The 25,731-nt window shown below is 54.8% G+C and carries 24 protein-coding genes and 1 pseudogene; 9 read left to right on the top strand and 16 right to left on the bottom strand.

What is annotated here, in order from left to right; genetic code table 11:
- The first annotated feature begins 136 nt into the window (after positions 1-136).
- Positions 137-2,503: an ATP-binding response regulator gene (locus ACWHYZ_RS12170; RefSeq protein ID WP_447982963.1), complete on the top strand. Its 2,367-nt coding sequence runs from the start codon at positions 137-139 to the stop codon at positions 2,501-2,503.
- 326 nt (positions 2,504-2,829) lie between these two features.
- Here ACWHYZ_RS12170 and ACWHYZ_RS12165 read toward each other — a convergent pair whose 3' ends face one another.
- From ACWHYZ_RS12165 to ACWHYZ_RS12150, 4 genes and pseudogenes are all read right to left on the bottom strand, one after another.
- Entirely contained in the window at positions 2,830-3,306 is a 477-nt protein-coding gene (locus ACWHYZ_RS12165) for an LEA type 2 family protein (RefSeq protein WP_447982962.1), read from the bottom strand.
- A 41-nt stretch (positions 3,307-3,347) separates the two neighbouring features.
- A complete protein-coding gene (locus ACWHYZ_RS12160) occupies positions 3,348-3,710 on the bottom strand; it encodes a DUF2780 domain-containing protein (RefSeq protein ID WP_447982961.1) in 363 nt (120 codons plus the stop codon).
- 489 nt (positions 3,711-4,199) lie between these two features.
- A pseudogene (locus ACWHYZ_RS12155) lies at positions 4,200-4,382 on the bottom strand (response regulator); the annotation flags it as partial.
- A gap of 10 nt (positions 4,383-4,392) precedes the next feature.
- Positions 4,393-4,632: a response regulator transcription factor gene (locus ACWHYZ_RS12150; protein ID WP_447982960.1), complete on the bottom strand. Its 240-nt coding sequence runs from the start codon at positions 4,630-4,632 to the stop codon at positions 4,393-4,395.
- A gap of 282 nt (positions 4,633-4,914) precedes the next feature.
- On the opposite strand from ACWHYZ_RS12150, the gene ACWHYZ_RS12145 reads away from it, so the two are divergent.
- Entirely contained in the window at positions 4,915-5,103 is a 189-nt protein-coding gene (locus tag ACWHYZ_RS12145; RefSeq protein WP_447982959.1) for a hypothetical protein, read from the top strand.
- 272 nt (positions 5,104-5,375) lie between these two features.
- On the opposite strand, the gene ACWHYZ_RS12140 is transcribed toward ACWHYZ_RS12145, so the two are convergent.
- The 9 genes from ACWHYZ_RS12140 to ACWHYZ_RS12100 form a co-directional block, all read right to left on the bottom strand.
- Positions 5,376-5,615 (bottom strand): hypothetical protein, encoded by a 240-nt coding sequence (locus ACWHYZ_RS12140; protein WP_447982958.1) that lies wholly within the window; start codon positions 5,613-5,615, stop codon positions 5,376-5,378.
- Positions 5,616-5,877: 262 nt separating this feature from the next.
- Complete coding sequence (locus ACWHYZ_RS12135) at positions 5,878-6,051, bottom strand: hypothetical protein (protein WP_447982957.1); 174 nt, start codon at positions 6,049-6,051, stop codon at positions 5,878-5,880.
- Positions 6,052-6,591: 540 nt separating this feature from the next.
- Entirely contained in the window at positions 6,592-7,053 is a 462-nt protein-coding gene (locus ACWHYZ_RS12130) for a cupin domain-containing protein (RefSeq protein ID WP_447982956.1), read from the bottom strand.
- Positions 7,054-8,165: 1,112 nt separating this feature from the next.
- The gene (locus ACWHYZ_RS12125; protein ID WP_447982955.1) at positions 8,166-9,035 is read right to left on the bottom strand and encodes a dienelactone hydrolase family protein; all 870 of its coding nucleotides are present in this window, start codon (positions 9,033-9,035) and stop codon (positions 8,166-8,168) included.
- Between the two features lie 173 nt (positions 9,036-9,208).
- The gene (locus ACWHYZ_RS12120; protein WP_447982954.1) at positions 9,209-9,652 is read right to left on the bottom strand and encodes a CBS domain-containing protein; all 444 of its coding nucleotides are present in this window, start codon (positions 9,650-9,652) and stop codon (positions 9,209-9,211) included.
- 86 nt (positions 9,653-9,738) lie between these two features.
- Entirely contained in the window at positions 9,739-10,017 is a 279-nt protein-coding gene (locus ACWHYZ_RS12115; RefSeq protein WP_447982953.1) for a PAS domain S-box protein, read from the bottom strand.
- Positions 10,018-10,338: 321 nt separating this feature from the next.
- Positions 10,339-10,485: a hypothetical protein gene (locus ACWHYZ_RS12110; RefSeq protein ID WP_447982952.1), complete on the bottom strand. Its 147-nt coding sequence runs from the start codon at positions 10,483-10,485 to the stop codon at positions 10,339-10,341.
- Between the two features lie 117 nt (positions 10,486-10,602).
- Positions 10,603-10,812 carry a hypothetical protein gene (locus tag ACWHYZ_RS12105; RefSeq protein WP_447987497.1) on the bottom strand — a complete coding sequence of 70 codons (210 nt, stop codon included), beginning with the start codon at positions 10,810-10,812 and terminating at the stop codon, positions 10,603-10,605.
- Positions 10,813-11,566: 754 nt separating this feature from the next.
- Complete coding sequence (locus ACWHYZ_RS12100; RefSeq protein WP_447987496.1) at positions 11,567-13,117, bottom strand: sigma 54-interacting transcriptional regulator; 1,551 nt, start codon at positions 13,115-13,117, stop codon at positions 11,567-11,569.
- Between the two features lie 1,478 nt (positions 13,118-14,595).
- On the opposite strand from ACWHYZ_RS12100, the gene ACWHYZ_RS12095 reads away from it, so the two are divergent.
- Entirely contained in the window at positions 14,596-14,802 is a 207-nt protein-coding gene (locus ACWHYZ_RS12095) for an NAD(P)-binding domain-containing protein (RefSeq protein ID WP_447987495.1), read from the top strand.
- Positions 14,803-15,028: 226 nt separating this feature from the next.
- Here the strand turns inward: ACWHYZ_RS12095 and ACWHYZ_RS12090 are convergent, their stop codons facing one another.
- Positions 15,029-15,970 (bottom strand): MlaA family lipoprotein, encoded by a 942-nt coding sequence (locus ACWHYZ_RS12090; protein ID WP_447987576.1) that lies wholly within the window; start codon positions 15,968-15,970, stop codon positions 15,029-15,031.
- A 1,173-nt stretch (positions 15,971-17,143) separates the two neighbouring features.
- On the opposite strand from ACWHYZ_RS12090, the gene ACWHYZ_RS12085 reads away from it, so the two are divergent.
- Together ACWHYZ_RS12085 and ACWHYZ_RS12080 are read left to right on the top strand one after the other, a co-directional pair.
- Positions 17,144-17,284 (top strand): hypothetical protein, encoded by a 141-nt coding sequence (locus ACWHYZ_RS12085; protein ID WP_447987494.1) that lies wholly within the window; start codon positions 17,144-17,146, stop codon positions 17,282-17,284.
- A 270-nt stretch (positions 17,285-17,554) separates the two neighbouring features.
- Positions 17,555-18,745, top strand: a complete 1,191-nt coding sequence (locus ACWHYZ_RS12080) for an efflux RND transporter periplasmic adaptor subunit (RefSeq protein ID WP_447987493.1) — start codon at positions 17,555-17,557, stop codon at positions 18,743-18,745.
- A gap of 407 nt (positions 18,746-19,152) precedes the next feature.
- Here ACWHYZ_RS12080 and ACWHYZ_RS12075 read toward each other — a convergent pair whose 3' ends face one another.
- Positions 19,153-19,659 (bottom strand): hypothetical protein, encoded by a 507-nt coding sequence (locus ACWHYZ_RS12075; protein WP_447987492.1) that lies wholly within the window; start codon positions 19,657-19,659, stop codon positions 19,153-19,155.
- A gap of 715 nt (positions 19,660-20,374) precedes the next feature.
- On the opposite strand from ACWHYZ_RS12075, the gene ACWHYZ_RS12070 reads away from it, so the two are divergent.
- Positions 20,375-20,755, top strand: coding sequence for a hypothetical protein (locus tag ACWHYZ_RS12070; protein WP_447987491.1), 381 nt, complete (start codon positions 20,375-20,377; stop codon positions 20,753-20,755).
- A gap of 48 nt (positions 20,756-20,803) precedes the next feature.
- Here the strand turns inward: ACWHYZ_RS12070 and ACWHYZ_RS12065 are convergent, their stop codons facing one another.
- On the bottom strand, positions 20,804-21,379 hold the full coding sequence (locus tag ACWHYZ_RS12065) for a hypothetical protein (RefSeq protein ID WP_447987490.1): 576 nt from the start codon (positions 21,377-21,379) through the stop codon (positions 20,804-20,806).
- A 1,319-nt stretch (positions 21,380-22,698) separates the two neighbouring features.
- Here ACWHYZ_RS12065 and ACWHYZ_RS12060 point away from each other — a divergent pair.
- The 3 genes from ACWHYZ_RS12060 to ACWHYZ_RS12050 all read left to right on the top strand — a co-directional run bounded on the left by ACWHYZ_RS12060 (position 22,699) and on the right by ACWHYZ_RS12050 (position 25,360).
- A complete protein-coding gene (locus ACWHYZ_RS12060) occupies positions 22,699-23,523 on the top strand; it encodes a formate/nitrite transporter family protein (protein ID WP_447987489.1) in 825 nt (274 codons plus the stop codon).
- Between the two features lie 251 nt (positions 23,524-23,774).
- Positions 23,775-24,005, top strand: a complete 231-nt coding sequence (locus tag ACWHYZ_RS12055; RefSeq protein WP_447987488.1) for a hypothetical protein — start codon at positions 23,775-23,777, stop codon at positions 24,003-24,005.
- Positions 24,002-25,360: an HlyD family efflux transporter periplasmic adaptor subunit gene (locus ACWHYZ_RS12050; RefSeq protein WP_447987487.1), complete on the top strand. Its 1,359-nt coding sequence runs from the start codon at positions 24,002-24,004 to the stop codon at positions 25,358-25,360. The genes ACWHYZ_RS12055 and ACWHYZ_RS12050 overlap by 4 nt, the downstream gene beginning before the upstream one ends.
- Positions 25,361-25,731: the final 371 nt, after the last annotated feature.

Here is a 25,731-nt window from a genome sequence, read left to right as displayed (position 1 = left end):
ACGGTTCGTGTGGAAACGGGTCCGGTTGGTCCTTTGGATTGGCTTTCTTGCCAATCCCACGTTCTTCGTTTCCGATCTCCTCTTACTGCCGCCAGAATCTTTGTATGTTGCGATACTAGCCCGCATTGGATGGGCGATGGGCGTTGCTGTCTCCTTGATCTTTCTCCATACCCAAAAGGGACGGCATCTTCCCGAACTTGCTTTGTTCACCGGCTCCCTTGCTTGCGGCCTCAGCTTAACCTTCCAGGCACGGTTCTCGGGCGGTGTCGTGGCTATCCTGCTTACGAACGGACTCGTACTGCTCTTCCTCGCGATTGCCGTTGTCGTCCCCGCCTCGTGGCGAACCCAGGCACTCTGTCAAGTCACTAATCTTGTGCATTTCTATGGGGTCAACACCCTGAGTCATGGACCGCTCGCATGGAATATCGCCATCCCGAGTTTAACCATTCAATTGTGGACCTGCGTTACCTGCGATCTCTCGGTGTTTATGTATGAACGCCTCCAGCGTTCGCAATTTTACTCGCGGCTTGCTTTGCAACAATCCAATACCAAATTACTTAAACTCGATCATGCGAAAAGCCAATTCTTTGCCAACGTAAGTCATGAGCTGCGAACGCCGCTCACTTTAATTTTTGGAGCCTTGCGTCGGTTATACAAAGAGCCAGCCTTCAAATCCTATACTGAGGTGTTAGAAAGTGGGCTCCGTAATACATCGCGCCTCTTGTTTCTCATCAATGAACTTCTGGAGCTCGCGAAACTGGAGCGTGGCCGTGGCGTGCCTGTCAAGCGACGCACTGACATGAGCCTCCTCATCCGGCGTGTTGCGGCTAATTTTCAATCGTCCGATGATCGAAGAATATCGTTGATTGGGTTTGATGAGCCTTGCGCGGCAGACATAGACTCCCCGCAGATGAAGAAGGTCTTCTACAATCTATTGTCTAACGCGTTTAAATTTAACATCTCAGCTCATCCTCAGGTCTGGATACAACTCACGGCGCGCGTGCCTCAGCTCCAGATCACGGTGAGCGACAACGGAATCGGTATTCCAGAAGATAAGCTCTCGCATATTTTTGATCGCTTCACCCAAGTAGAAGCCAGCGCAACGCGACGGTATGAAGGGACGGGGATCGGTCTTGCCCTCGTGAAGGAAATTGTAAGTCAGCATGATGGACAAGTGACCGTAGAGAGTGAGCTGGGGCGTGGCACTAGCTTTACTGTTCATTTGCCGGCTTGTGATGGAGATGTGCCGCAAGGAACCACTGAAGATGAAGAGCTAGAATGGTTGAGCTTTGTCCACCAGCAGAGCGCTTCGCCCCAAACAGTCGATGAGATGGCACAGTCTCAACATTCCGCGATCCTACCGCTCGTCTTGGTGGTCGATGATAATCCGGATCTGTGCCACTATCTCGTGGATCTCCTTTCCGCGGAATATCGGGTTGAAACGGCCAATGATGGCGTCGAGGCACTCGACAGAGCGAGGCGGCTACAGCCCGACATCATTTTGAGCGACATTATGATGCCACAGATGAGCGGAAGAGAACTCCTGCAGGCCATCCGGGGGGAATCTTCTTTACATTCGACACCAATGATTTTCCTCACGGCTAAGTCCGGCAGCGAAGCACGTATCGAGAGCCTTGATGCCGGTGCCGATGATTACTTATCCAAACCCTTCGAAGAAGGTGAACTGCTTGCCCGAATTAGAAACATGTTGCGGATACGTGCTCAGGAGCGGGTGCTTACGAGACAAGCTGAAGAGCTGCAACAGTTAAACAGCGAACTACAAGTTGCCAACACTAAGTTGGCTGAAGCGAGCCACCGTAAATCAGAAATGGTTTCGGTTGTGTCCCATGATTTGCGGAACCCTTTAGCGGCTATCTTAGGTTTAGTTTCCAATCTGCTTGATGGTCTAGGTGGTGGGCTGACCGACAAGCAGGTTCACTATCTTAAGCGGATAAAATCGAATGTTGAAAGCCTCGACCGGATGGTCAATGATCTTCTGGACTTGGCTAAAATTGAGGCGGGGCACATGACGGTACACTTCGAGCCCATTCCGATCATGTCGTTTCTGCAGAACCTAATTGAGACTTCGAAATCCGCCGCCAACCAAAGTGGCATATCCTTGTCCGCAACGGCACCAACACAGACCTCGCTCCTCGTCGTGAAGGCGGACAAGGATAAGCTTTCGCGGGTCTTAAATAACCTGCTTCATAACGCCTTAAAGTACACACCGCAGGGAGGTAAGGTGTCCATCGAGTGTGCCGGAAAAGATAAGCTTGTTGAGATCTCTATCATCGATACAGGGCCAGGCATCGCACCAACCGAAATAGATAAGGTGTTTGACAAGTTTTTCCGAGGCCAGGCTGCACCATCACACGCACGAGGAGCCGGATTAGGATTGACAATCGTCAAACAGCTTGTAGAAGCGCAGCATGGAAGCGTACGAGTGGAAAGCACAATAGGGTTGGGCAGCCGGTTTATCGTTCAGCTCCCCGCACACGAATAGCATCACGCGTGCACGGCCTTCCATCTATCCTGCCCTATCCCAGATGGCCGGTACTCCACTCCCCATTTTACTCCCGGTTGACTCCCGGTTTTGCTCCCGATCAGACATCCAATCTAGTCACACTCTATCGTACTCTGAAGGGCTATATGACTCACCCTATCAACATGTTTCGGAGACTCTATCGTTCTCGATCATCGAGGAGCGTCATGGCGCTTCCCGGACTACGGATCTGGGGGGTTACAGGTTCAAGTCCTGTCGGGCACACCAATTATAATCAAGAAGACATCAATGCAGTTTGCGCGTTAGTCGCTTTCTGCGATGAGTGCTTATGGTGACGATTCCGACGACTGCCCTAAGGCATTGAAGTCGATCTCTCCCTTCTCGTCAAACGGAAGCTTCCAGTTGCTTGGGGATTCGACAAACGCCGTGCCGCGCAGCCGATACCGAATCTTGCTCATGCCGGATCTACCGAGATGCTGCAATTGGCGAAGAATGTTCCCAAGACCCGTGGTCACCTCCACGCTGACGAGTTCCGACCCGAAGCGAGGGACCGCCACTTTTTCCCCGGTCATGCCGTTCGCGAACTCTTTGTGGTTTAAGTCGATGCCGAACCGCATGCCTTTAATAGTCAAGTCCGTGTCGTTCGGGTTTTCAATACGAAGCTGGACGTCATAGCGTTGCTCAAAGAGAGTCATGTCTTTGGGCGCGATGTTGACGAGGTTGACCCGCGGTGGATCGATGTCGCGGGGGACGGATGAACAAGCCGCGTGCAATGATACGACCAGCGGCAACAGAAGGCACATCGGGTGTCTCACTGCCCACATGAACCCCATGATCATTCCTTTCACTTCAGCGCCATAGCAAGAAGATTCTTGGCCGGCTCACCCCCGGCCTTTCCCACAAAGTTGCTGAGAACTTGGTTGAACTTGCCGACCATGTCCCGGCCCATTCCTAATCGCGAATAAGCCGATTCCAGGCCGGCGTGATCTCGAATAGGACCGGTGACGGCGCCCTGGTCTTTCGCCGATGTGATGAACATGTCCGATCCTGGGATAGCCTTTGTCAACGTATTGAAATCCGTGCTGGGGAGCCGTTCTTTGGCTAGACTGAGACTGGACCCGACGCTTCCCCTGGCTTGATTTGGTGTCGCACCTAACTGGTTGGTGAGGAGCTTCACAAGCGAATCTGCGCCTCCCATAGGTGGCATTCCGGAGCATCCCGAGAACACAAGAGCGCTCAGCAAAAAAACTCTGACAGCATTCTCCAGATCATCAATCGAGTCGTGTGCTGGTGTGGGGTGGTATGCGATTGGCACGACACCGTACCCCATACGCTCGGAAGAACCACTGGTAGTTTTAACAGAGCCTTCTCTGCAAGAACTGGTTCGTGATGTCCATTTTCAGCCAACGCCTTCAGCACTCTTTGATTTGCCGCAGCACGGAAGTTCAGAGCCGATGCCATTCTATTGTTGTTGCTCCGGCAATGCGGTTTTCACCAGCCGATTTCCAATGTTCCTGTGAGCAGCTGTGTAGAGCGGGGTAGGCGTGGAGGCCTTTGCAATTTTCTCTATGATTCAATGGAACGGACGGGGCGATCGACGTCGTTCAATACGGGAAATCCGACTTCCCGTAAAGGGCATGAACTGAACGAGCACAACCGCCAACGAGCAGCCATAGCAAGGATCTCTGCGGGCGCTTTAATGCTGCCGGGTGGCGGATACCTGCAAAGTTCGGCGCACCGTCTGCACAAACATTTCTCTATCGAACGGCTTGGCGAGAAAAGCAGCGGCGCCTTGTTCAAGAGCTTTCGCTCTCATCGGTTCATCTGCATGCGCCGTGATGAGCAAGACAGGCGTCTCGGGTTGGAGTTGCTTCACGGCAGTTAAGACTTCAAACCATGTTGGGCATGTTTACATCGACAATGATAGTATCGTACTTCTCACGCTTGGCAAGGTTTAATGCCCTAGCGCCACAATCGCAGGTGTCGAGACTGAAATGCCCGAAACGCGACTGCAGTGTCCCGGAGAGCGCGTCAAGTAAAGCCGGGTCATCGTCGACCAGGAGTAACCGTGAAATGGCGCCGGTGGGGCCTGACTTCACCCGCATGGTACGTAAATATTCAGCTACCATTGCATGTCCTCCATTACGAAGTGGCTGTGCTGGTACCTAGGCCTAGACGTTCAGAGGTCCTCATGTAAGAGCGGGAAGCGCATACTAAGTCAATGGGCCCTACTTGTCTATCGCCAGGAATGCTACGTACACTGGGCTAGTAGCGTTATCGTGCTTGTCATTCCTTGTTGAGCGGACCCGGATTCCTTTTTTGAAGGTGGAGAAGGCAATCCGGACAGGCCTACTAGGCCTAGCCCCTTTATTCGAGGAAGCGGAGTTGATGATGCCCTGGAGAAGGCCGCTGTGAATGAGCGATGGAACTCAGTGGACCGGACGACAACCGTACTCCCCAGTGAGCCGCAGGATTGCAGCCGCCGAGCCGCGCCGGATACCGCGGCGCGGTGCCGCGCCATCACGACAGCCGTCATCACAATACAAGGAGACCACCCCGGACATGACGTGGTCACATCCGCGATCAATTTCAGCGGGTAGCATGACGGACACAGCCCTTTGGCATACCGGGGCTGCTGACGTTTACAGCGATTACGGAAAGGAGGGCGGTTGCCATGTCGATGTCTCTTGCCAGTGGCACCTCTCACATGGCTGGCTGCCGCGGCCCCCCGTGGACTTAACACCACGCATGCTTGGGCAGCCTAACGGTTGCGATGCGAGTATTGGTCATCGTTCATCCATGCCAGATGGGAACTCGTCTCGCTTTCCTCACAGAGATTGGTCGCGCCGGAGCGTTCGCATGTGGGAGGCCACTAACGCATGGGTGTGCTGAGGGCGCGGTCGCTGTCCCGAGGCACCCGACGCCGAGTATGAGGTCGAGCGCGGCGGTCATGCGTCGCCCCCTTCGTCAGCCACCAAACGGTGTAGTGATCCTCGTGAAAATAGTGGGCGCCTGGATGATGCAGGCCGCCTTGGCATTGCACGACTCTCAGGGGACGGTCGCCGTGTAAGTCTCGACCAGCGGGACAACGATCCGGGTCGTTCGTACGCATCGATCACCCTCCTTTCACAAGCAAACGACATGTCCCCATCATGAACGGCGAGGACGGCCGATCTAGCCTAATAGTTGTAGGGATCATCGTGTCCGTGCACGCTTTTTGTACACGATTCACACCGGCGGTTGTAGCGAGGATCAAACGAGTCAAACACCTCGCCGCAGCCCAAACACCTGGTTTGTTTCGGTAGATGCGCAGATCCACCGTCTCCCTTACGTGACCGGCGTAGGAATCACCCGTCGGCGCGCACGTAGAGCTCTCAGCCAAATGCATAGCCGGTCCTTTCTGCGCGATATTGAGAGGGGATGTTGTTGAGCGCGGCACCAACTGCCGCCACCAGGGCGGTCCTTTCAAAGGGTTTGGCCAAGACGGCGGAAATCTGTAACAGCTCACGCACCGCCGCGACGGCCTCGATCCCATCGCCGCTCATCACGATGACGGCTCCGTGCCAACCCCGCTCCCGGAGGCGTCGAATGAACGGATGTCTTGAACACCCGCCAAGTGAATGTCCGTGACGATGAGAGTTATGGCGTACGCTTGAAGCGTCCCTAAGGTTTGTTCCACAGAAGAAGCGGTGGTCACGTGGACGGCGGGATGATGCGTCCTCAGCGTCTGAACTAGCGCGTGCGATAAGGCGGCATCGTCCTCCACGACTAGCAGGTGCTAGCGCATATCCAGGGGGCAGCGAGATGGGCGCCTCGTCATCGTGAAGGGAACCTGTCATGTCGGCGCTCCGGGTGGGCCAACAAGCGATTAGCTAGGTATAAGTAATCCAGTAACCTACACAACTATACCTTTACGCCTACGCCAGGCCAAGTCGCTACTATACTTGGTGCGAGCACCTTCGGCGATTTGCTGTAGACGCGCCTCGGTTGAATTCATTTTCGTACTGGAACCGCACCATGACAGCAATCATAGGAATCGCCACTAGAGTCGGATGACCCGCCATTTAGGATCGCGTCGACGTTGTCGCTCAAGCCGCGACGGTCACCCCATTTTGCTTGAGCACCTCCAGCACCTTGGGAATGTCGGGAGGGCCTGGGGCGATTTCCTTGTCGATGGCGGTGAACATCTGTGTAGCAGAGCCGCCTTGGCCGGTGAGTTCGAGCATCTCGCCGCCGCCCGCGCCGTAGCGAAAACCGTGTATCGTGCCACCGGGCACGTGCACGAGCGTACCGGGCATGCACAATTCGGTCTTACCTCCACAACTGAACTCGACCTGGCCCTTGAGGACGTAGAAGGATTCGTCCCAGGCGTGGCTATGCAGCGGCGGACCGGTTCCTTCGTCGCCCTTCTGCAGCGTAATCTCATAGGATTGCGTCGCTGCGCTTGACGCGAGCACAGTCACCTTGGTGCCGAGCACATTCAACTCGGGATCGTAGTCTTTGGGAGCCACAATAAACGGTTGGGCCTTCATGGTCGCGTTAAAGCTCATGGCTGGGCTCTCCTTTCTTAAGCGGGAGGCAATTGTCGCCGTTCATTAATGGCTTGTCAACGGCTACCCTGGCAGTTCAACTGTGATCCGTTTATGCCGTCCAGGCATAAGAAGCGGTGATGCCGGATTACCAATCGCCAGGTATTGTCAGCACAAAGGCAGCAGAGACCCCGGCTGGAGGAACGTCGTGAATTAGAACCAGTTTCTCGCCATTTTCAAACCAGGCAAGTCCTTCCCAATTTCGCTCTTTCATGTCCGGTGGCAAAATGGTCTTGAGATCAAGGGGGCGTCATACGGCTTCCCATCAGAGGTAAATCGCTGCAGCCATAGGTGGTCATAGTGAGCCGTTCCTGTGAGGGGTGAATTTTGTGAGTTAAGCAAGACAAGAAACCCCCATGTGTCTGGCTTGTCCCGGTTTATCTATGCCACACGAGATCACAGGCGCGGAACCGCTGCCCGCTCGGCGGTGGTACATTGTCCGGCTCTGGAACCTCTAGTTCAACCGCTTGTAGTGCATACCCGTGCGCGGTCGTATCGGACTTCGCAGTCATTTAAAGGATGCCGTGATCAGTGAGGGTTCCGTCCTGACGGGCGGGCATTCATATACATGCCCTTGCGTTGGCCGCGCTCTCTACAGTGAGGTGCCTCTGCCGCCAACCATCACATCGTGATCGCGGCTTCCAAGCTGCCCTTGCCTGGAAAAGGTGACTCAGTCTAGCGCCGACAAGGCGGTTCGCGGTCATATCGAAGTCCTTGCCGCACGCCGTGACCTAATCTTCTGCGTGACCATCCCGACATCACGCGATTACTTGCACGACACATCCTCACAGCGCTGCACGATGCCCTTGTGGAAGTGGCAGGACGCGGAATGTAGGGCCGAAATAGCCATTACCGTTCCTTGAACGAAAGAGTGGCCGAGGGGCCCTGATAATATGGGGCACATTTTGCCGTAATCGGTATCACCGAAGGACAGGTTCCCATCCCGGCTCCAGAGACTGCTGAGGCAGTGACCAAGTAACCAATCCGATTATTAGGTTGTCCGACGAACACAAAGGATTCTGAAGCCTATCGTTCAAGTAGGTGCCCTTCAACATTACCCAGTGATAGAGCGACTAGTTGATGCCGTGGATCCTGAACCAGTTCTGTAACTGGTTCCAGCCATCCTGCGCCGGCTCTCGTCGATAGCTAGGACGGTAGTCGGCATAGAATCCATGCGGGGCGTCTGGATACACGACGATGTGAGAAGCACTGTCCCCGCTCTCGAGCGCTTGTTCCATCAGTTGCACCGTATCCATCGGGATGCCTTGATCTTTGCCGCCATAGAGGCCCAATACTGGAACATGGAGAGACCCGGCTACATCCAACGGATGCTTTGGTTGCAGGGCTGTCGGTTTGCCCGCAAGCCGGCCGTACCAGGCTACGCCGGCCTTTAGTCTTTGATTATGCGCTGCATAGAGCCAAACCATCCGACCTCCCCAACAGAAGCCCGTAATCGCGAGCTTCCCGGCATTTCCCTCGCCCGACGCTTCGGCCCATGCGACGGTGGCATCTAGATCGGATAAGACCTGTGCATCCGCTACCTTGGCAACTACTTGGCGGATCTCATCGATCTCCGTCATTGCCGAGACATTCCCCTGTCGTGCGTACAACTCTGGCGCAATCGCGAGATATCCCAGCCTGGCAAGTCGCCGACAGATATCTTTGATGTGTTCATGGACACCGAAGATTTCCTGGACGACAAGCACGACAGGAAAGGCATGGCCTTGTGCTGGGCTGGCATGATACGCGGGTATGCGTCCATCGCTTGTTGGAATCTGGACTTCACCAAGTCGTAATCCTTCTGAACTTGTGGAGATCATCTCCGCTGAAATTGGGCGCACGGCCAGGGCAAATCCTACGGCCAATGTGCTCATGGTAAAGCCTCGTCGCGTCATCGCGCGTTCTTCAAGTATGGTGGAGGGTCCTTCTTTCTTTCGGGACATACGTTTCCTCCGTTCGACATCGAGAAAGTTCCGCCATGAACTATCGACCACATGCTCATCTTCTACGCAGAAGAGCTATTCCACAGAAACCTAGATCCAGTGTTCGCGGAGAAGTCTATCCTTTGAGATGGTGTGCTCCGATGGCGTGAGTTCAGCCTGCCTTCGTGCCAAGCTCAGGCAGCTCGCTTGGCGTGCCCAGGCTTGGATACTTCCCGGAGGGTATCATGGATCTCCTGTGCCTTCTGGATATACAAGGCCAGATCTCCCTGGGAAATAATCCCCGTACAGCAACCATGTTCATCTATCACGACGATGCGTCGGACCTGATGCTGCTGCATGAGCTGCTCACAGTATTGGATGTCGTCCTGTGGACCACAGGTAAGGAGATGCGTACTCATACAATCTGAGACATGTACTTCTGCCGGACTGCGGCCTTTGGCGACCACTTCCAAACAGAGATCTCTATCGGTCGCAATTCCGACCAGCTTCTTGCTCGCGTGATCGATAACCGGAAGCACGCCTACATTTTCTTGTCCCATGATTCTTGCCGCTTCCTCCGACGTCATTCTCGGTGTGCAAACCTTTGGATTAGGGGTCATCAGACTCTTACAATTCATGGTGTACTCCTTTACGGATGACTCATCTCAGAAGTCATGACGCGGTGCTTGGGTGCGAATGTAAACCCGGTTTTTCTGTGCCGGCGTCAATATGTCTTACGTCTTCCTTTCCAGCAATCAGCCGACTGCTTACATTTTGTCACCGAATCTCCAACGGTCGGCAGCGGAAATTCTTTGCCTAACCATTCCGCACATGTCCATCCCGTTACGGTTTCGAAGGCAGGATTGAGCGACGTAAATCTTCCGTCGGGCGAAATCGTGAAGACCACATCTCGCATGGCGGCCACTAAACGATGATACCGCTCGTTGGATTCCAAGGAAGCGTTGAACACCGCTTCGTGAAGATGTACCAGCTCCTGATCCATATACAATTACCGACCTTTCCTTGGGTGTCGCCGTAAGCAATCGCGGCATGTGAATTTAGGCCCGTTCCCTACATTTTACAATCATACCTAATATATGGAACATCGTATTCGGTGCTACAGCGATGGATGTGCGCAAAGGAGCCGGCGTTCATTCACGCCAAGCACGACGGGTGGGACTGGTAGGCGCCCTACGTGAGCGCCCGTCAAAACGGCAACAGCCGGAAGGAGGCAGCAGCCGCCGCCGACCGCCACATGGAGGAGATCCCTCATGTTCTTCCCCGGTGGGCCACTCGATTGGCGCACTTTCCGAATGCGCCGCCCTTAGGTGAGTGACCATGTTCTCACCAGAGCTTCAGCCTGACGATCGAGATCGCCTGGGGAAAACGCGGCCAGTGGGACCTTAGAGAGATCGAATGCGGCATGGGAACAGTTCGACGCAATCATCATTGGCACCGTGATCGTTGACACAATAACTTCTCATTGATGATGAGCAGGTGCTTCGTCCTCGCGGCAGAAAAGAGAATGATATGGCGCCAATTCGCTGAAATGCTTGCGCAATAATTACGGACATGGTGGCTAAGGAGGTTATGGGTGTAGCGCACCCGGAGTCGTGGCTTTGCTTAGTGATTCTCGGCGTGCTACCGTGCCCTCTCGTACCTTAGGAAGCACGTCGTCCGATGAGGCATGAACGACCACGACCACGGGCCGTAAACGGTACGTCAGCATGTCGCGCAGTCCCTGCAACAGCACGGGATCGTCATCGACGAGCAGAATACGAGGCACAGACGTGGACATTTCCCACTTCGTTTGTATCGTAGAGCGCGTCATGGGCGGATTGGTCCATGTTCAGCCTTCCGGCTGACTGAAGGGTCCCTTCGGGTGGCTTGCCGATGACTTCGTGGACACTTCAGAATAGAGACCGGGGAAATGTTGGATCCTCAGTCGGGAGACATCCCATGGCTGAAGTCAGCCTTCGACCGTGCCGCGATGTATCGTTCGACTTGCTGCCAGTACCCGCTGCCGTCCCGAATTTTCTTGCAGTACGAGCAAGATCGGCAATAACTCTTGAAGGACCTTAACATCTTCCTCTGCTCGTTTTTGGACCAGGGAAAACATCGCCGTGATACCGATCACCGTGACGACAATAAGCGATTGGCAATGTCAAACCATATCGAGCCTGGCGTGCATGATTCATGGCTTCACACGTAGCGGCAATTACGCCACCCATGACGATGAACAGTATCAAACTAACCCGGCTTGGAAAATGGACAATGTTTTGGACCGGTGTTAAGAAAACAGAGTCGGCGGTGAGTGCGCTGATAACGACGGCAAAGGCAGCCAGCAAACGGAAAAGATGCTCATGTGGCCATCGATAGCCCTCCTCATAAAACGCTCCGCGCGTCGATGCACTCCTGGACGGGTATACGAAGGTGCATCTTCACTCCACCCACCTGCTCCTCTTGCTAAACCTGGTCGGCTTGGCACGGCAGACATTTGTTGAGAGTGAAGTGCATCTATCGTAAAGGTGAGGGCATTCTACAATCAATGCTCAAGGGCACGCCGGCCGTGTGATGCCGAGCTTACGCAGGCGGCTTCGAAGCGTTTCCGGATTGAGTCCCAATTGCTGGGCCGCTCCTCGGGCACCATAAATACGCCACGCCGTCTTTTCAAGGACCGAGAGAATATGATGTCGCTCAAACTCCACTATTGTTGTTCCTCGGGTGCTGTGGAGCATCGATGCCTCAAGGGACGGCGCGCTTAAAGAATTGACAGGAGGCAGGAAGCGTTCATCGATGTCGATGATCATGGATTGCGTAAGGATCACGGCTCGCTCGATGACGCTCTGGAGTTCTCGTATATTGCCCGGCCAATTGTACTGAGCCAACCGCTCGAGTGAACGAGGGTGAAGCGTCACATTCGGCCGTTTCAGCTTGGCCGCCGCCTGCCTGAGAAAATGCTGGGCCAGCAAGGCAATATCTTGGCGCCGTTCGCGAAGAGGCGGAATCGACACTGGAAAGACATGCAAACGATAAAAGAGGTCCGCTCGGAACCCCCCCTTGGCGATCGCATGGCTCAAATTAGCGTTCGTCGCAGCCACAATGCGCACGTCCACCGGCACGGGTTGTGTGCCGCCAACGCGGTCGACCAGTCCGTCTTGCAACACCCGCAACAACTTCGCTTGCGCTTCCAGCGGCATCTCCCCGATCTCATCGAGGAAGAGCGTGCCTTTGTTCGCCAACTCGAACCGGCCGACACGTCGTTGATCGGCGCCCGTAAAGGCTCCACGCTCATGTCCGAACAGCTCGCTCTCGACCAATCCGGCTGGAAGGCCAGCGCAGTTGACCCGTATAAACGGTTTCGCGTGTCGAGGACTCAAATCATGAATGGCTCGGGCCAGGAGCTCTTTCCCGGTTCCTGTCTCTCCCAAGAGCAGCACGGTCGTATTGGTGGGGGCAACGGCCTTCACCAGAGAGAGGACCTGTTGAAAGGGCGGAGACTCTCCGACCATCGTCCCGAGATTCCGGCTCAGCCTCACCTCCTCGGCAAGATATTCATTTTCATGCCTAAGCTGGTCACTCAACCGTTTGATCTCCTCGTAGGCGCGCACGTGGTCGATGGCGAATGAGATTTGGGTCGCCACCAACTGCAGAAACTTTAAGTCCTCCGGATCCGGCTCACCGGTTTGCACGCTGCCGATGTTCAAGGTACCCAGGCAGGTGTCATGCACGATGAGCGGGAGATTAATCATTCGCCCCAATCCTTCTTGCAGATAGTACGTGTCTTCAAAGAAGACCTGCTCCGAATGAAGATTCGGACGGACATGGATCTGTCGATGTTCATAGACCCATCCCACGGCACTCTCTTTTTTCGGAATCAGCGTGTCGCGGTTCAAGACAGGCGTCGCGGAACTGGTCACCACCGCATAGAAACGAAATGCATCTACATGACGGTCATACAACACAATCCCGGCACGATCCCATGGAACAACTCGGCTGATCTGCCGCGTAATGGCCTGCCACAAGCTCTCCGTATCGCGCTGCGATGTGAGCACATTAGTCAGTTCTAGTAAGATCTCGTAATTAAGCTCCGCACGGCTCATCAGGCTCTCCAAGATTAAGTGCGTTACACTGACATGAAAGACCCTTGTCGCCTACCCCTGAACATTGAGGAATGAACACGCTCCGAAATAATCAATTAGGAGAAGGCACGCTCATGGACAAACTTTTACTCCTTCATCGTGAATAAGAACCACATCCCTGCCAAACATCACTTTGCACTGAGCTATGCAGTACCAACAAAGCCGAGCGAATGTTTCTGCTTTGCTAGCCTGCAGCAAGAGAGCCGCGTTGATCTTGACTTTGCCATTTCAATATCCGGTGGCTAACAAAGAATCTGCTTCACAGGGCATTGAAAGAACTAGGATGCACCGAGATTGGCAGAGATTATCTTTGAACCGTTACGGACCGAAGCAACCGCTATGCCAATAACTTGGAGTATTCGATCACAATCAATAGGTGTGGGAATGCTCAGCCTATTGCGGTAGCCGGTGAACTTTCACAAGGTATTATCACCCCCTGCTGCACGCATAACGTTCACGAGAATATGGCAAAAGGGCGGAATTCATGTGTGCCGAGTGGGCGCAATCGCACATTTTCTTACATGCCTGACTTAAACAGACTGCCTAGATCATAAGCCCCTCGACGCTCGGTCATCTTTCGGCCGGATCTATTGGGACATTCGTTGAGTACCAAAACATTAAGTACAGGCTCACAGTGGTTCAATCGAGCGCGGCACAAGGACCAGGGTATGAACGCGGGAAATGGCCGCTGACGATTGTGAAGACCGGCGCCTGCTTCTCAGCCTCGGTATAGTTTTGTGGCACCGTCAGGCGGATTGAGATCAAGCCGCTAAAGTGAACGTGGGCATTCACGTCGTCTTGCTTTCGCTGTGCGGAGATAGTCTTGAGGCCTCAGCTGGTAATCAGCAAGCGTATCAGCGTGTTCATGGGTTCATTGCATTCGTGCGCGACTACTAGCGTGGTCTTATCGAAGCCAAGGTCATGGGAACCGTTACGTCAGACGTATAACCGCTACATATAACGATTAACGATGAGCGTTGACGCCATGCTAGTCACCGGTGAATCACAACGACGTGGCTAGTAAATCGCCGTTCTTGAATAGAATACGACGAGATCACATTAAGGGATCGTTTACCAGTACTGGCAATGAAAGGTACCTGTTTTTCGACCCGTTGATGGGCTGCTCGAATACAATACAGGCGACATTGCGAGCTCCGCTTAAGCACCGACACATTGAACATCCGCTTGGGCCGAACAATTGCTTGGCCAAGTAGTAGCTTCAAGGCCTTGCATGAAAGGAGCGCGTCGTGAAAATTACGAGTCGTACGTGTCCTCACACCCATCGTTGCTCTTAGCGCCCCATAAACTTCTCTTTCGTGCGCGTTCCTCCAGCGTATGTCGGCCGGAGCACTATTGTCCGTCATCCTTGCAATGAGGTGGCACGCTAAACCTTTGCATCGCCAGTGCTGTTTTACGATACGAAAGGAAAGGAGGCCTCCATGCAGCTCGGAATGATTGGTCTCGGACGAATGGGTAGGAACATGGTGCGTCGACTGATGCGGCACAAGCATGCGTGTCTCATGTACGATCTTCAATGTCGTGCCGTCGACGAACGGGTACAGGACGGAACTCTGGGGGGCATGTCGCTGGTCGGCCGTACGGAGATGAATGGCGCGGCTGAGCAGAGCCAGTTGCCTGGTAGCTAAACAGCCTCGGGCATTCGTCAAGATGAGTGATTCTTGCCGAGGTAGGATGCAGAAATGGCGAAGCGTACGCGAGGGGGGAAAGCACTGCCCATTCTCGCATGCACGGATCCTAGGGACTAGGATAGTGCCATTGAAATAGATTGCAGTAATGGTGAGCCATAGAGACTTCCTGTCCTGCGCACCCCTTATATCTTAACAATAGGAACCCAGCACTTATTGATCACGTTTACTCCCTGATCGATTGTGCTCGCTTTTGTAGATACGCGTTACGGATGGTGGCATAGAGATCAATCGTCGATTCTTCGATGCCTTGGAAAGTTTCCAAGTTGATCGATCGCTCATTGATGGTGTCTTCTGCTCGTGTGCCAAATTGAGCCAGTGTAGTGGTTGTGCGCTGCGTATGACTGATCAGCGAAGGCGCGCCATCAATTTCAATGGAAGGAAATACTAAATAGTTGATTGGGTCTAGAAAAATATCGCCAATATAGCCGACCAAATCACGGATCGTCGTCACAAAGGGCGGGATCGGCAGGACAAGATACGGACCGGATTTGACTCCATATGCGCCTAACGTTTGTCCGAAGTCTTCATCTGGCGTTTCCCAGCCGAAGACCTCTTTCGCAAAATCCAGGCTCCCTGCTAATCCTAACGTACTGTTGACGAGAAAACGCCCCATCTCCAAGCCCGCCCCCTTAAACTTGCCCTGAAACAAATTGTTGAGAAGACGAGGAACGAAGCGGACATTATGAAAGAAACGGCGAATGCCGAGCTCAACTACATCCGGCACCACTTTGTCATAGACCGTCGCCACCGGCTTTAACACGTACTTGTCTATTTTTCGATTGAAGTTGAATATGGCGACGTTAAACGACTCCCACGGATCGTATTCTTCAATATCTGCCGGTTGATCCCCCGGCTTTTGAAACGGGTCATAAAGGTCATCGACGGCACGTTCCTCCTGTGTTCCTTGATACGGCGATGGCTCAGCACGTGTGCCTTCTACAGCAGCCACAAATAATGGAGTAGAAGCATGCATGGAATCGGTAATCAGCCCTGCCGCGGCCGGGGACACCAAATTGGCTGCAGGATCTATCTGTACGCTCCTGGTGACTGGGCCACTTTCATCATCAAAGTGATCAGTTCCCAGCGAAATTGCAGATGACGGCATCAGCACCGTCGAACTCGAGGACGGCTCGGACCATTCAGCGCAACCTGCTAACATACCCATGGCCGATAAGAGCAAAAGCGTGCAGGCTACCACGCGCGTCCGTCCTTCCACTCGATCCTCCTGTATTGTGACTCCAAGCCGAATTGCTGCGGCGCACACGTGCCTCATTTGGCGGACGCGACACTAGAACTGGGATGGGGGGATAAGCCCGCTGACAGGCATTTCATAGATGACCGTATATAAGAAGAGCCGTATGAGCGCCTGTCTCCAATCGTAGCCCCTAGCGTAAGCCAGCAGCGCTTTTCATCGCCGTGGCTGTAGTTGCGCCGGGGCGAGTAGTCGCGTGCACGACAATAAGAAGCTGGTGTGACAACTCCATCCCCATACGGATCGCGAAGGACCTTTTCTGGATCGTCCGAAGGCCTTCTCGGTTTGGAACGGCCCCGAACACGATAGGCATAGAGTTGGCCTGGCTTCATACCTAGAACGACGACATGCGAGTAATAGTCAGTGTGATTCTTCTGGTAGCCAGCTCGATCTTCTCGATCACCTCTGGTCATCAACCTTGCTGAAGTCCTGTTATACTGATGATTACCTATATACACTTCTAGTGCCATTCCGCCTCACATGAACACTTCCTATGACGCACCCTCAAATCTTTTATGATTCAAGAGAGTTCAACAAGTTGACAATGTAAGAAGTGAAGGGACGTGTGGAGGAGTAGAGTCGTGAGAGTCCTCGCAACTACACGAGAACTGTGAATAGTCACGATTGTAGGAAGAGGAGAGCGAGAGCCTAGGCAAGATGGTTGTGTGGGCTCACTCCAAGTTTTTTGTTCGGCTACGTATGGTACGTAAAACCCGCGCTTCTCCGGAGACGCCGTCGTGCCTATAAGCGCAGTTCATCTGAACAAAGGGGAGTCATCAGGGCTACTAAGATAAGTAACTCAGCTTCTAAACACCTCGGTCTTGACGCCTAGTCAGGGTTGCGAGTGAACTTGATCCGATCCACAGGTTGATTTGTAAAGGCACGTACCTTGGGGTCGAGAAAAGGCTGGTGTCGACAGTTCGATTCTGTCCCTCGGCACCACATTCCCCATACGGGATCTATCCGGGTTCTATCCCGCTTCCACGGACACCTAGTTAAGGCTCATAATGGGCCAGGAGGGGTGTCATGGGACATCGGGAGAAAAACGGGACCGAGCCGGACGTAAAACCGGTAAGTGCCGGTACGAAGGCAGGCATTCTCGAGACCACATACGGTGGGACCATCACGAGCAGAATCTCGTCTTCCTTAAATAAATCCGGATCGTAGTCCTCATCGGAAAACTCGCCCCAATCCTCATTCGATGCCGGTCAACTAAACCACAGGCATGCGGGGTAACGAGTTGTCAGCGCGATTGGCCTAGATACTCGACCCGTTCTTGTCCTGTAGGACAAAGAGCAATGAAAAGCTATTCTTCAGTTGTGCTATTGTGAATTGTGCGCCTTTACTCGGGCGGCACGGTACAAATACGACCCCCCGGGATTCAGCCGAGACTTCCTCAAAAGTTTCGGCCCGAATATTTGGCCATCGAGGTTGACCATGACCTCCGTGTCCAAGCTTTCCCTCATAGCGCTCCTGCTGGCCGTGCTTTATCTCGGCTATCGCATATATGAGGCTGGACCCGACGCCGCGCTACACAACGACACGCTCAAAGTAAGCTTTCCCACCGTGGCTGTCGTCTCTCCCAAGCCGGTGCCGCCAACTGAGACCATTACGCTTCCTGGCAATATCGTCGGGTGGTACGAGGCACCGATCTACGCACGGGTCACCGGCTATGTGAAGATGTGGTACAAGGACTACGGCGATCAGGTGAAGAAGGGCGAGACCCTCGCCGAAGTCAACGCGCCGGATCTTGATGCGGAATATGCGCAAGCCAAGGCGGATCTGGAATCGCAGCGCGCCAGGTATAAGCTCGCCGGGGTGACCGCCAAGCGTTGGGTCGCGCTACGCCCTACTCATGCCGTCTCCGAGCAGTCGATCACGGTGAAGGAACAGGAGTTGAAAGCCCAAGCGGCGGTGGTCAAAGCCGCGGAACAGAAGATCAAGAACATCGATGCCTTTATTCGGTTCAAAACGATCGTCGCGCCGTTTGATGGCGTGGTAACCCAGCGCAACATCAACGTCGGCGATTTGGTCAGTAAGCAAGGCAATCTCAGCACCCCCAATGCGATCACCAACCTCTTTACGGTGGCCGTCGTGGATACGTTGCGCCTCTTTGTCAACGTCCCGGAGACGTTCGGACCCTTTCTTCAGCCGGGCCTGATGGCCGACGTGACCGTCCCGCAATTGCCCAACCGCCATTTCGACGCAAAATTCCTGACCGTCGCTCGTGGATTCGACGTGAGTACACGGACTGCGGTCACCGTCTTTACGATCGACAACGAAGACCGAGCGCTCTGGCCCGGCTCCTACGCTCAGGTCCAGCTGACGGCACCGGTTGATCGACAAGCCTTCACGATCCCCTCCACCGCGTTGGTGTTCCAGGAGCACGGCACCCAAGTGGCCTTGGTGACGGAGGACGACCGCATACACTTAAAGCCGATCACCGTGAGCAAACTCATGGATCAATTTGTCGAGGTGGCAGAGGGGCTTTCCGTGAGTGACCGCATCATCAACAATCCTAGCGCCGCGCTCATCGAAGGGGATCACGTGCGCGTTGCAACAGGAACACCTCGTTATGACGCCGTGAATACAGCGGAGCCTACAACGAAGGAACGATCGTCAGAATGATACTCACCGGGTTCACGAGGTTGCGAATGGTTAATGAACGTGAAGTGTCCGGAGGAATCATGAAGAGTTCGACTGGGCCGGTCCCCTGTTATCGTGGCATCCCATTCGCAAGCAAAAGTGCGACAATGGTCTGAGAACGTATCACTTGGATCGAAGCCCAGGCTTGAGATGGAATACGATTGCCTAGCAGAAGGCTCATCTCTGTGTGATGTCATGAGCAAGGTAAAGTGGCACCCCGCTTATAAGATTTTCCTCACTCTCCGCCCTGAAAAGGCAGCGGTTCCGGGGACTCGGAACCCTCAGGACGTGGGAAAGAAGCGGCGAGTCACCACAGGTAGACCCGCATGCCTTCCGTCGAAACGGACCGACGAGCGCGAACAGGAGGAACACGCTCGCCGGTCTGCCTGTTAAAATGACAGCGAGGCCTTTTCTTCCATCTTTCTGAGGAACTCTTCGGTCTTGTTGAGTTCTTCGTGCCCCATCGCGCGGGTATGCCGATCCCGGGCGTGATATTCATTGGGCGTCCAGCGGTAGCACTGATCCCACAGCATGTCCGCGTTATGCGGATCAATCTCACCCACGCGCGCCTCTAACATCACCATGAATTGGTTGACTGTATCATAGGTCGTCTGTCTGTCACCTAACCGATACGCGTCTCGTGCTTTCGAAAGCACCTCCACATAAGGCGTATAGTTTCCCTGAAGCACCCCATTGTCATGCATCGATTTGAACGTCACGACTTGGCCAAGCAATTGTTCAGCCCACGCCGAAGTTTTTTCAGTGGTGCTCCATGGATAGGTGCTTAAACCTGTTGGCAACGTCGTCTGCATGGTTCCAGTACAGCCGACCATTGGACTGACAAACATGCAGCTGATGATGAAGGCTGATAACCGATACTTCAATGTGATTCTCATCGTGTTCCCCCTTTGCTTCTTTTGTTCCAAGAACGGTCTTGACTCGGGACCATTGAACGCTCTCGGTACTGGCCTTGCAAAGTCGCGGCCTGATGCAGCCTCACGCCAAGTCACTGATGTCATTGAGGTGAGGACGGTTACGCACAAACAGAATCGTGATATGTCACGGCCATGCGTCGATTGTAACGGTGACTATTCCGTGTGGCTCGAGAAGGAACGAGCGCAATCGCGCCTACTAAGCAAGATACCGCCTGCGGCGTCCGGGTTGGTAAAGTATCGTTTATCAAGACCACGACTAAGAAGGGCGGTGACTTGGTCTTTTGCTTCCTCCGCTCTCACCCGGTCTGTTGTCTTCCTTGCGGCAATCATTTCTTCGGCATCATGCTCGATATCTTCAATGTGCGTTGAACCGCCTGAAGGTCGCCATGCCGGCTGAAGGTCGCCATGCCGGCCGTTCTTGGGCGGCTTTCTTGACCATTCAAAGAAATTGCTGAAGCCATACGCGATGCGCCCCGTATGCCCGATGGAGCCGGCAGCATCGTTCGGTGTGCATGCGAAGCGTCATCACTGCTGATGAGCAGCGAGTGTCCCGCCGCATGCCCGGATTGGGTTAAAGGTTCCTCATGGCTTCCGATTTCGAAAGCGCGAGACACCCGAGTGGGACCTTCTGCCTGACTCACGACGCGCGGCCTCGGGATTACAGCTAGGTCACGCGTTGGGCCGGCCGAATGTAGATCGGCTCTTCGACCTGGATGCGCCGCGCCACTTCCTTGCCCGACTTGTTGAAGTCAAATTGCTTCCCATGGTCTGGGTCTCAAACACTTTCGGCCCGGGAATGACGTCGTACCGGAACACGAATCTGCTGGCTGGCGCGCCACAATTGCAGCACCGCCAACAGCTCGCGGCTCGGCACCAAACACTTCTCGATGGCAGTATCCACGACCCGCCCCAACATCCGCCGCGCGTAGCCGCGTGGCTTGTGCCGCCGCGGCGGAATGTACAAGCCGTTGGGGTCGGCGCCCCACGGCGGATACAAGGGCGAGGCCACCTGCTCCACCCGAATCGTGAAGTACGGGTGTTTCTTCTTGTCGAATAACTACAAACGCAGGAACAAAAGAGAGTCATGACACTTCCTGTAGTGCCGTTACCGAAGAGACTTCTTGTTCCAGAGCTCTGCTGCACGATGGATAGCTTCCGCGCTCCCAAAAGTCACATCAGCGATCATGTCCAACTCATCCAGGAGAAACACGGCATCGACGCCAACAGGAATGGAGGCAACCTTGCTTCGTGCGACCGGTCGAATGGAATATGACTCTTCCTTCCCGCTCTGACTGTTACGGAGCATCGCTTTCTGATGTCCGGTCTCAAGCGGTTCAGTCAGCTGCCCCTGGACGACGAGATGATGGCTGGCTTCACCCACCGCATGAACGTCGACGAGTAAATTTTGATCGTTGACAGTGATCTCGACACGATCACCCTTCTTTAGATCGGGAAGCTCCTTAGCCTTGCGCACGTTCATCGGGATATAGCGTGGCTCCACTTCCCCGGTATTGATTCGTGCCTCGCCTCCAGCGATCTCCTCAACTGTTCCTAAAAGAACCCGGTCACCTAAAAGCAATTGCGCAGGCGGATTTGTTAGGTCAGCTTCTGTGACGGCAAAGGCAGACGAGAATGTGCACAATGACAACACAAGCACCGGTGCGAAAATATATGGCTTCATGGGGTCTCCTTTTTTTTCACTATAAGAAGGTTGAAGATGAGTCACTGTGACCTTATGACCCGCAACGTGGTGTTGACTAGGTAGGCCCTGGTGCGGCGAATCTCTGCGGCAACTTTGGAGAGGGGCAAGACCTGAACATCGCCAGTAGCCAGCACCGGCAGATACCCCTACTGACCCGATTGAGAATACGGCAGCCGCTGCTTGCTCCAGATATAGTCGGCCGGAATACGATTCTACCCGCCGGCCGAATCGAGTATCTCCGCGCCGGCGGATTCCAGACGCTGATGTCGTCCGCGTCGCGCATAGGGGCGCTCGCCGGACACTGTCCCCGGAGAGATGAGATCGGCTCCATGCCGTTTGCGACATCAAGAGAATATCCTGCCCCCCGGCCCCATACTGGTACACTTCATGACCCCGATACCTCTCATTGCGCCTCCTTCATAACGATCATGAAACAATAAGACAGACAAGAGGCGGAGGGGTCGGCCACTACACGGCAAAATGAAGGAGACCGGTCCGTTCATTTCTACCTTCCTCCGATGGTTATATGAGGTTTCTCTGCATGAACCGCGCTCGCGAACGAGCGTCCTGAAGCCTGAAGCCGCCCCCCTAGCGTTGTTGATGATGATGCTTGGATGTGCCTGCATGTTGGAGGACATTCTTCAATCTCTGTATCAATCCTTGGCTCCGTCGCACCTGTTGCTCCAACCCGTGCTCGAATGGAGAAGAGACGTATGCCTTCCGGTACGCCTGATCCGGTCTCCTCTATTTCTGCAATCAGTGCCAATCGACTTACGTAGCAAGGAAAGTCCATCACTGTCCGAGTCCGGTAAAAGGACCAGGGCTTAAGGCCACATCTCAATGCTGACCGAGTACAGCAACTAGGGTGCCACACTTAACTACGGAGTAGGATCAAGAACAACGTGAAATACCAAGCAGTTGTCGCTGGTGATCATCAGAGGGCCCGTGCACTATTACGATATGCCGTGGTCCCTCATCAAAAACCGTGAAAAGCCATTGATTCATCGTACACACCAGTACTTCATCGTGACCACGAAATACAGGATGGATAGCCTGCCGGCCACGACGCGCGTGATATTGAACGATGAATCGCGACGGCCGACGATTGAGTGGTGAAGGTTGAAACCATGCAGGCTCAATCACGCCTGCCTTACGGTCGTGTTATCACCGCGATGCATTCCCTACCCAAAGCACGTCGTCGACTGGCAAGTAACTTGCCCTTCAAACTGGTCTACGAACTAAGACGGTAGGCCATTTAAGCTGCGGCGACTGCGATCCTGTCCTGAAAGGAGTGCATCATGGATTATGTGAAGCCCCCAGACATTGTAAAGAGCATGGTTTCCACAGCGGAGATGAAGCTCGATCTTCCGATTCCCCAGTTGCTCATTCGTGGAGCGCTGGCGGGTGCCTTCTTGGCCGTGGCGACCAGCATGGCGGTCATCGCGGCGGTGGAGACAAAGTTGTGGATCGTGGGGGCACTGCTCTTCCCCTTCGGACTCTGTCTCGCGATCCTACTCGGGATGGAACTGCTTACCAGCAGTTTCGCGCTCCTGCCATGCGCCACAGTGGCGGGAAAAGAGAACGCCGCGCCGAGTCGTGTCTGTATTAATTGGGGCTGGGTCTTCCTGGGCAATCTTTTAGGGAGCACGTTGTACGCCGTTCTTTTCGCCGTCGTGCTCACGACAGGAGGCGATGGAGAACTCTCTGCCGTAGGGACCAAATTGATCGCCTACGCCGAAGCCAAGACGACCTACTATGCCGCACACGGTATGGCAGGACTGCTGACCGTCTTCACGAAAGCGATGTTGTGTAATTGGATGGTCAGCCTGGCCGTCGTGTTCGCCTATGCTTCAACCTCGCTTTCTGGCAAGATGCTGGCGATCTGGGGACCCACCGTACTGTTTTTTTCACAAGGATTTGAGCATTCCGTCGTCAATATGTTCGCCATCCCGATGGGCATGCTGCTGGGGGCGCATGTCAGCCTGTTAAGCTGGTGGTTCTGGAATCAGATCCCCGTCACATTGGGCAACTTGGCCGGTGGAATGCTGTTCACTGGGTTGGCGATGTATGTTACGCATGGTCGAGTCACAACCGCGCAACCCACCACCATCAGGCTGTTCTAACCACGGCTCCATGGAGAATCGCCACACTATTCCTCTCCTCTCTCTGAGTCAGGCATGTCCTGTTCAGGCTTTAATGACGCGATATGAAATACCGTCGGATACGTGCTCACTGCGCCTCCGAGGCTGGCAATTTATCCTGTTGGACCTCATGGGGACGCTGGTGTGGTTCGCCCCGTCCGCGCGGGTTCCCCTGTTGAAGCCGGCGAGGCGGTACGCGAGCGACAGGCGGAAGAACTGATGGAGCAACCCAGATGCGCGGCCTCTTCTTCAACTCCTGCATTCAGACCGTATTGCGGCACAGGGAGCCGGTGTTGGAGCAAGAGTATGCGTTGCGCGCCCTCGAAAGCGACAAACTGGTGGCGATGGTCGACCTCATGGAAGCGTTGGGCGGCGGGTACCATAACCCCGATCTGCCCCAGACGACGAAGAAGCCGGAGACGCCGCCGGTGCTGACGAGTGCGGTGAAGGAGACGCGCCAATGAGCACGGCTGAGACGCCCCTGCCCGTGCACACGGTCCCGCGGCACCGAACGCGCCGGCTCGGAATGGTGGCCCTGCTGGTCGTCGTGGCCAGCCTTCTGTACGGCGCCTATTGGTGGTCCTATGACCGGTTCTATGTCCGCACCGATAATGCCTATGTCACCGGCAACCTCGTGCCGATCGTCGCCCAAGCCTCCGGCATCGTCACGCAGGTGCTGGCGGAGGAAACGCAGTTTGTGAACAAGGGCGATCTGCTTGTTCGCCTCGATGAGCATCAAGCGTATGCGGCGCTGGGACGCGCCAAGGGCCATCTCGGGGAAACCGTACGGCGCATTACGGCGCTGTTCATCAGGCAACGCCAGGTCGAGGAAAAGCTCGCGGCCCGTGTGGCGCGGTTGGATCTGGTGCGGCACGATATCGCCCGCTATCAGCAGGCCTCGCCACGGGGCGCGGTCTCCAAGCAGATCCTGCAGAATGCCACCGACCAGCTCCGAGCGGTCGAAGCGGAGGTGCGGGAAACGCAGGCCGAATACGATGCCTTGACCGCTGAGGTCGGCGGCACGAGTGTCATGGAACATCCGGCTGTAGAGTTGGCAAAGCACGCATTCATTGAGGCGCATCTGGAATACGAGCGGCAACAGATCAAGGCACCCGTCTCCGGCTATGTCGCCAAGCGCAAGGGGCAAGTCGGGGATCGGGTGAAGCCGGGCGCCGCGCTCATGACGATTGTGCCGCTCGAGCATCTCTGGGTCGAGGCCAACCTGCGGGAGACTGAACTGCGGGATGTGCGCCCCGGGCAGTCCGCCACCGTGACGGTGGATCTCCACGGCCGCAAGCACACGTATCACGGCACGGTCGAAGGCTTGGTGCCGGGAACCGGCAGCGCCTTTGCCCTGCTGCCGCCGGACAATGCGACCGGAAACTTCATTCACATCGTCGAGCGCGTCCCGGTGCGCATTGCCCTGCCGACCGAGGAGATTCGGCAATATCCTCTTCGGCCGGGCTTATCGACGGTAACGCAGATCGACGTGAGCGCCGTCGGGCAATCGGTCTGGAGTTCACTGGCCACCGCCTCGACGGATGAATATCAGACCGACGTCTATGCCGACGAACTCACGACCGCCGGCTCGATGGCCGAAGACATTATTCAAGCGAATGTGGTCTCTAAAGAGCACCGCGTGGCGGTCGATCAATGGCGGGCGGACCATGCCGCTGGACTTCCTCCCCCGACGCGCCGGCCGCAAGAAGGGGGCAATCAGCTGGCCATCGGGCCGGCGCCGGAGGATCCAGTTCAGATGCAGACTCGCCACGTCGAAGGCGAAAAGCGGCCCGACATGATGGCGATCAAGAAACAATGAGCAGAGCGATGAGATCGCCGGCTTCGCGCTTCTGTCTAGTGTCGTCATGCCAGCCGCTTCCTCCCGCGGCCAGGGCCAGTATCCACTACATCAGCGACTGATTATTCGTCAAGAGCCTCCGGAGGCCGCGCAACCGGATGACGCGAAGCAACTACCAGGAACAGAACGAAGACCATCACCAAGGCTGCAGAGCTAGGCATTGAATTGCCTGGAAGGTACAAACGACGACACGTCTCGATTAGTTCTGAGCCCTTTGCCACCGCGCCTCCAATGATTATGAGGAGACTTTAAGGCAATCAATTCCTGCAGTATCTAACAATGATGTCGCGTCTCGATGGTGGATACTTGCTTGATCACGCGAAACGGTCGAT

The sequence above is a fragment of the Nitrospira sp. Nam74 genome (genome assembly GCF_965152615.1).
Note: the sequence above shows the minus strand (reverse complement) of the source record. Positions and strands in the feature narration are given on the sequence as shown.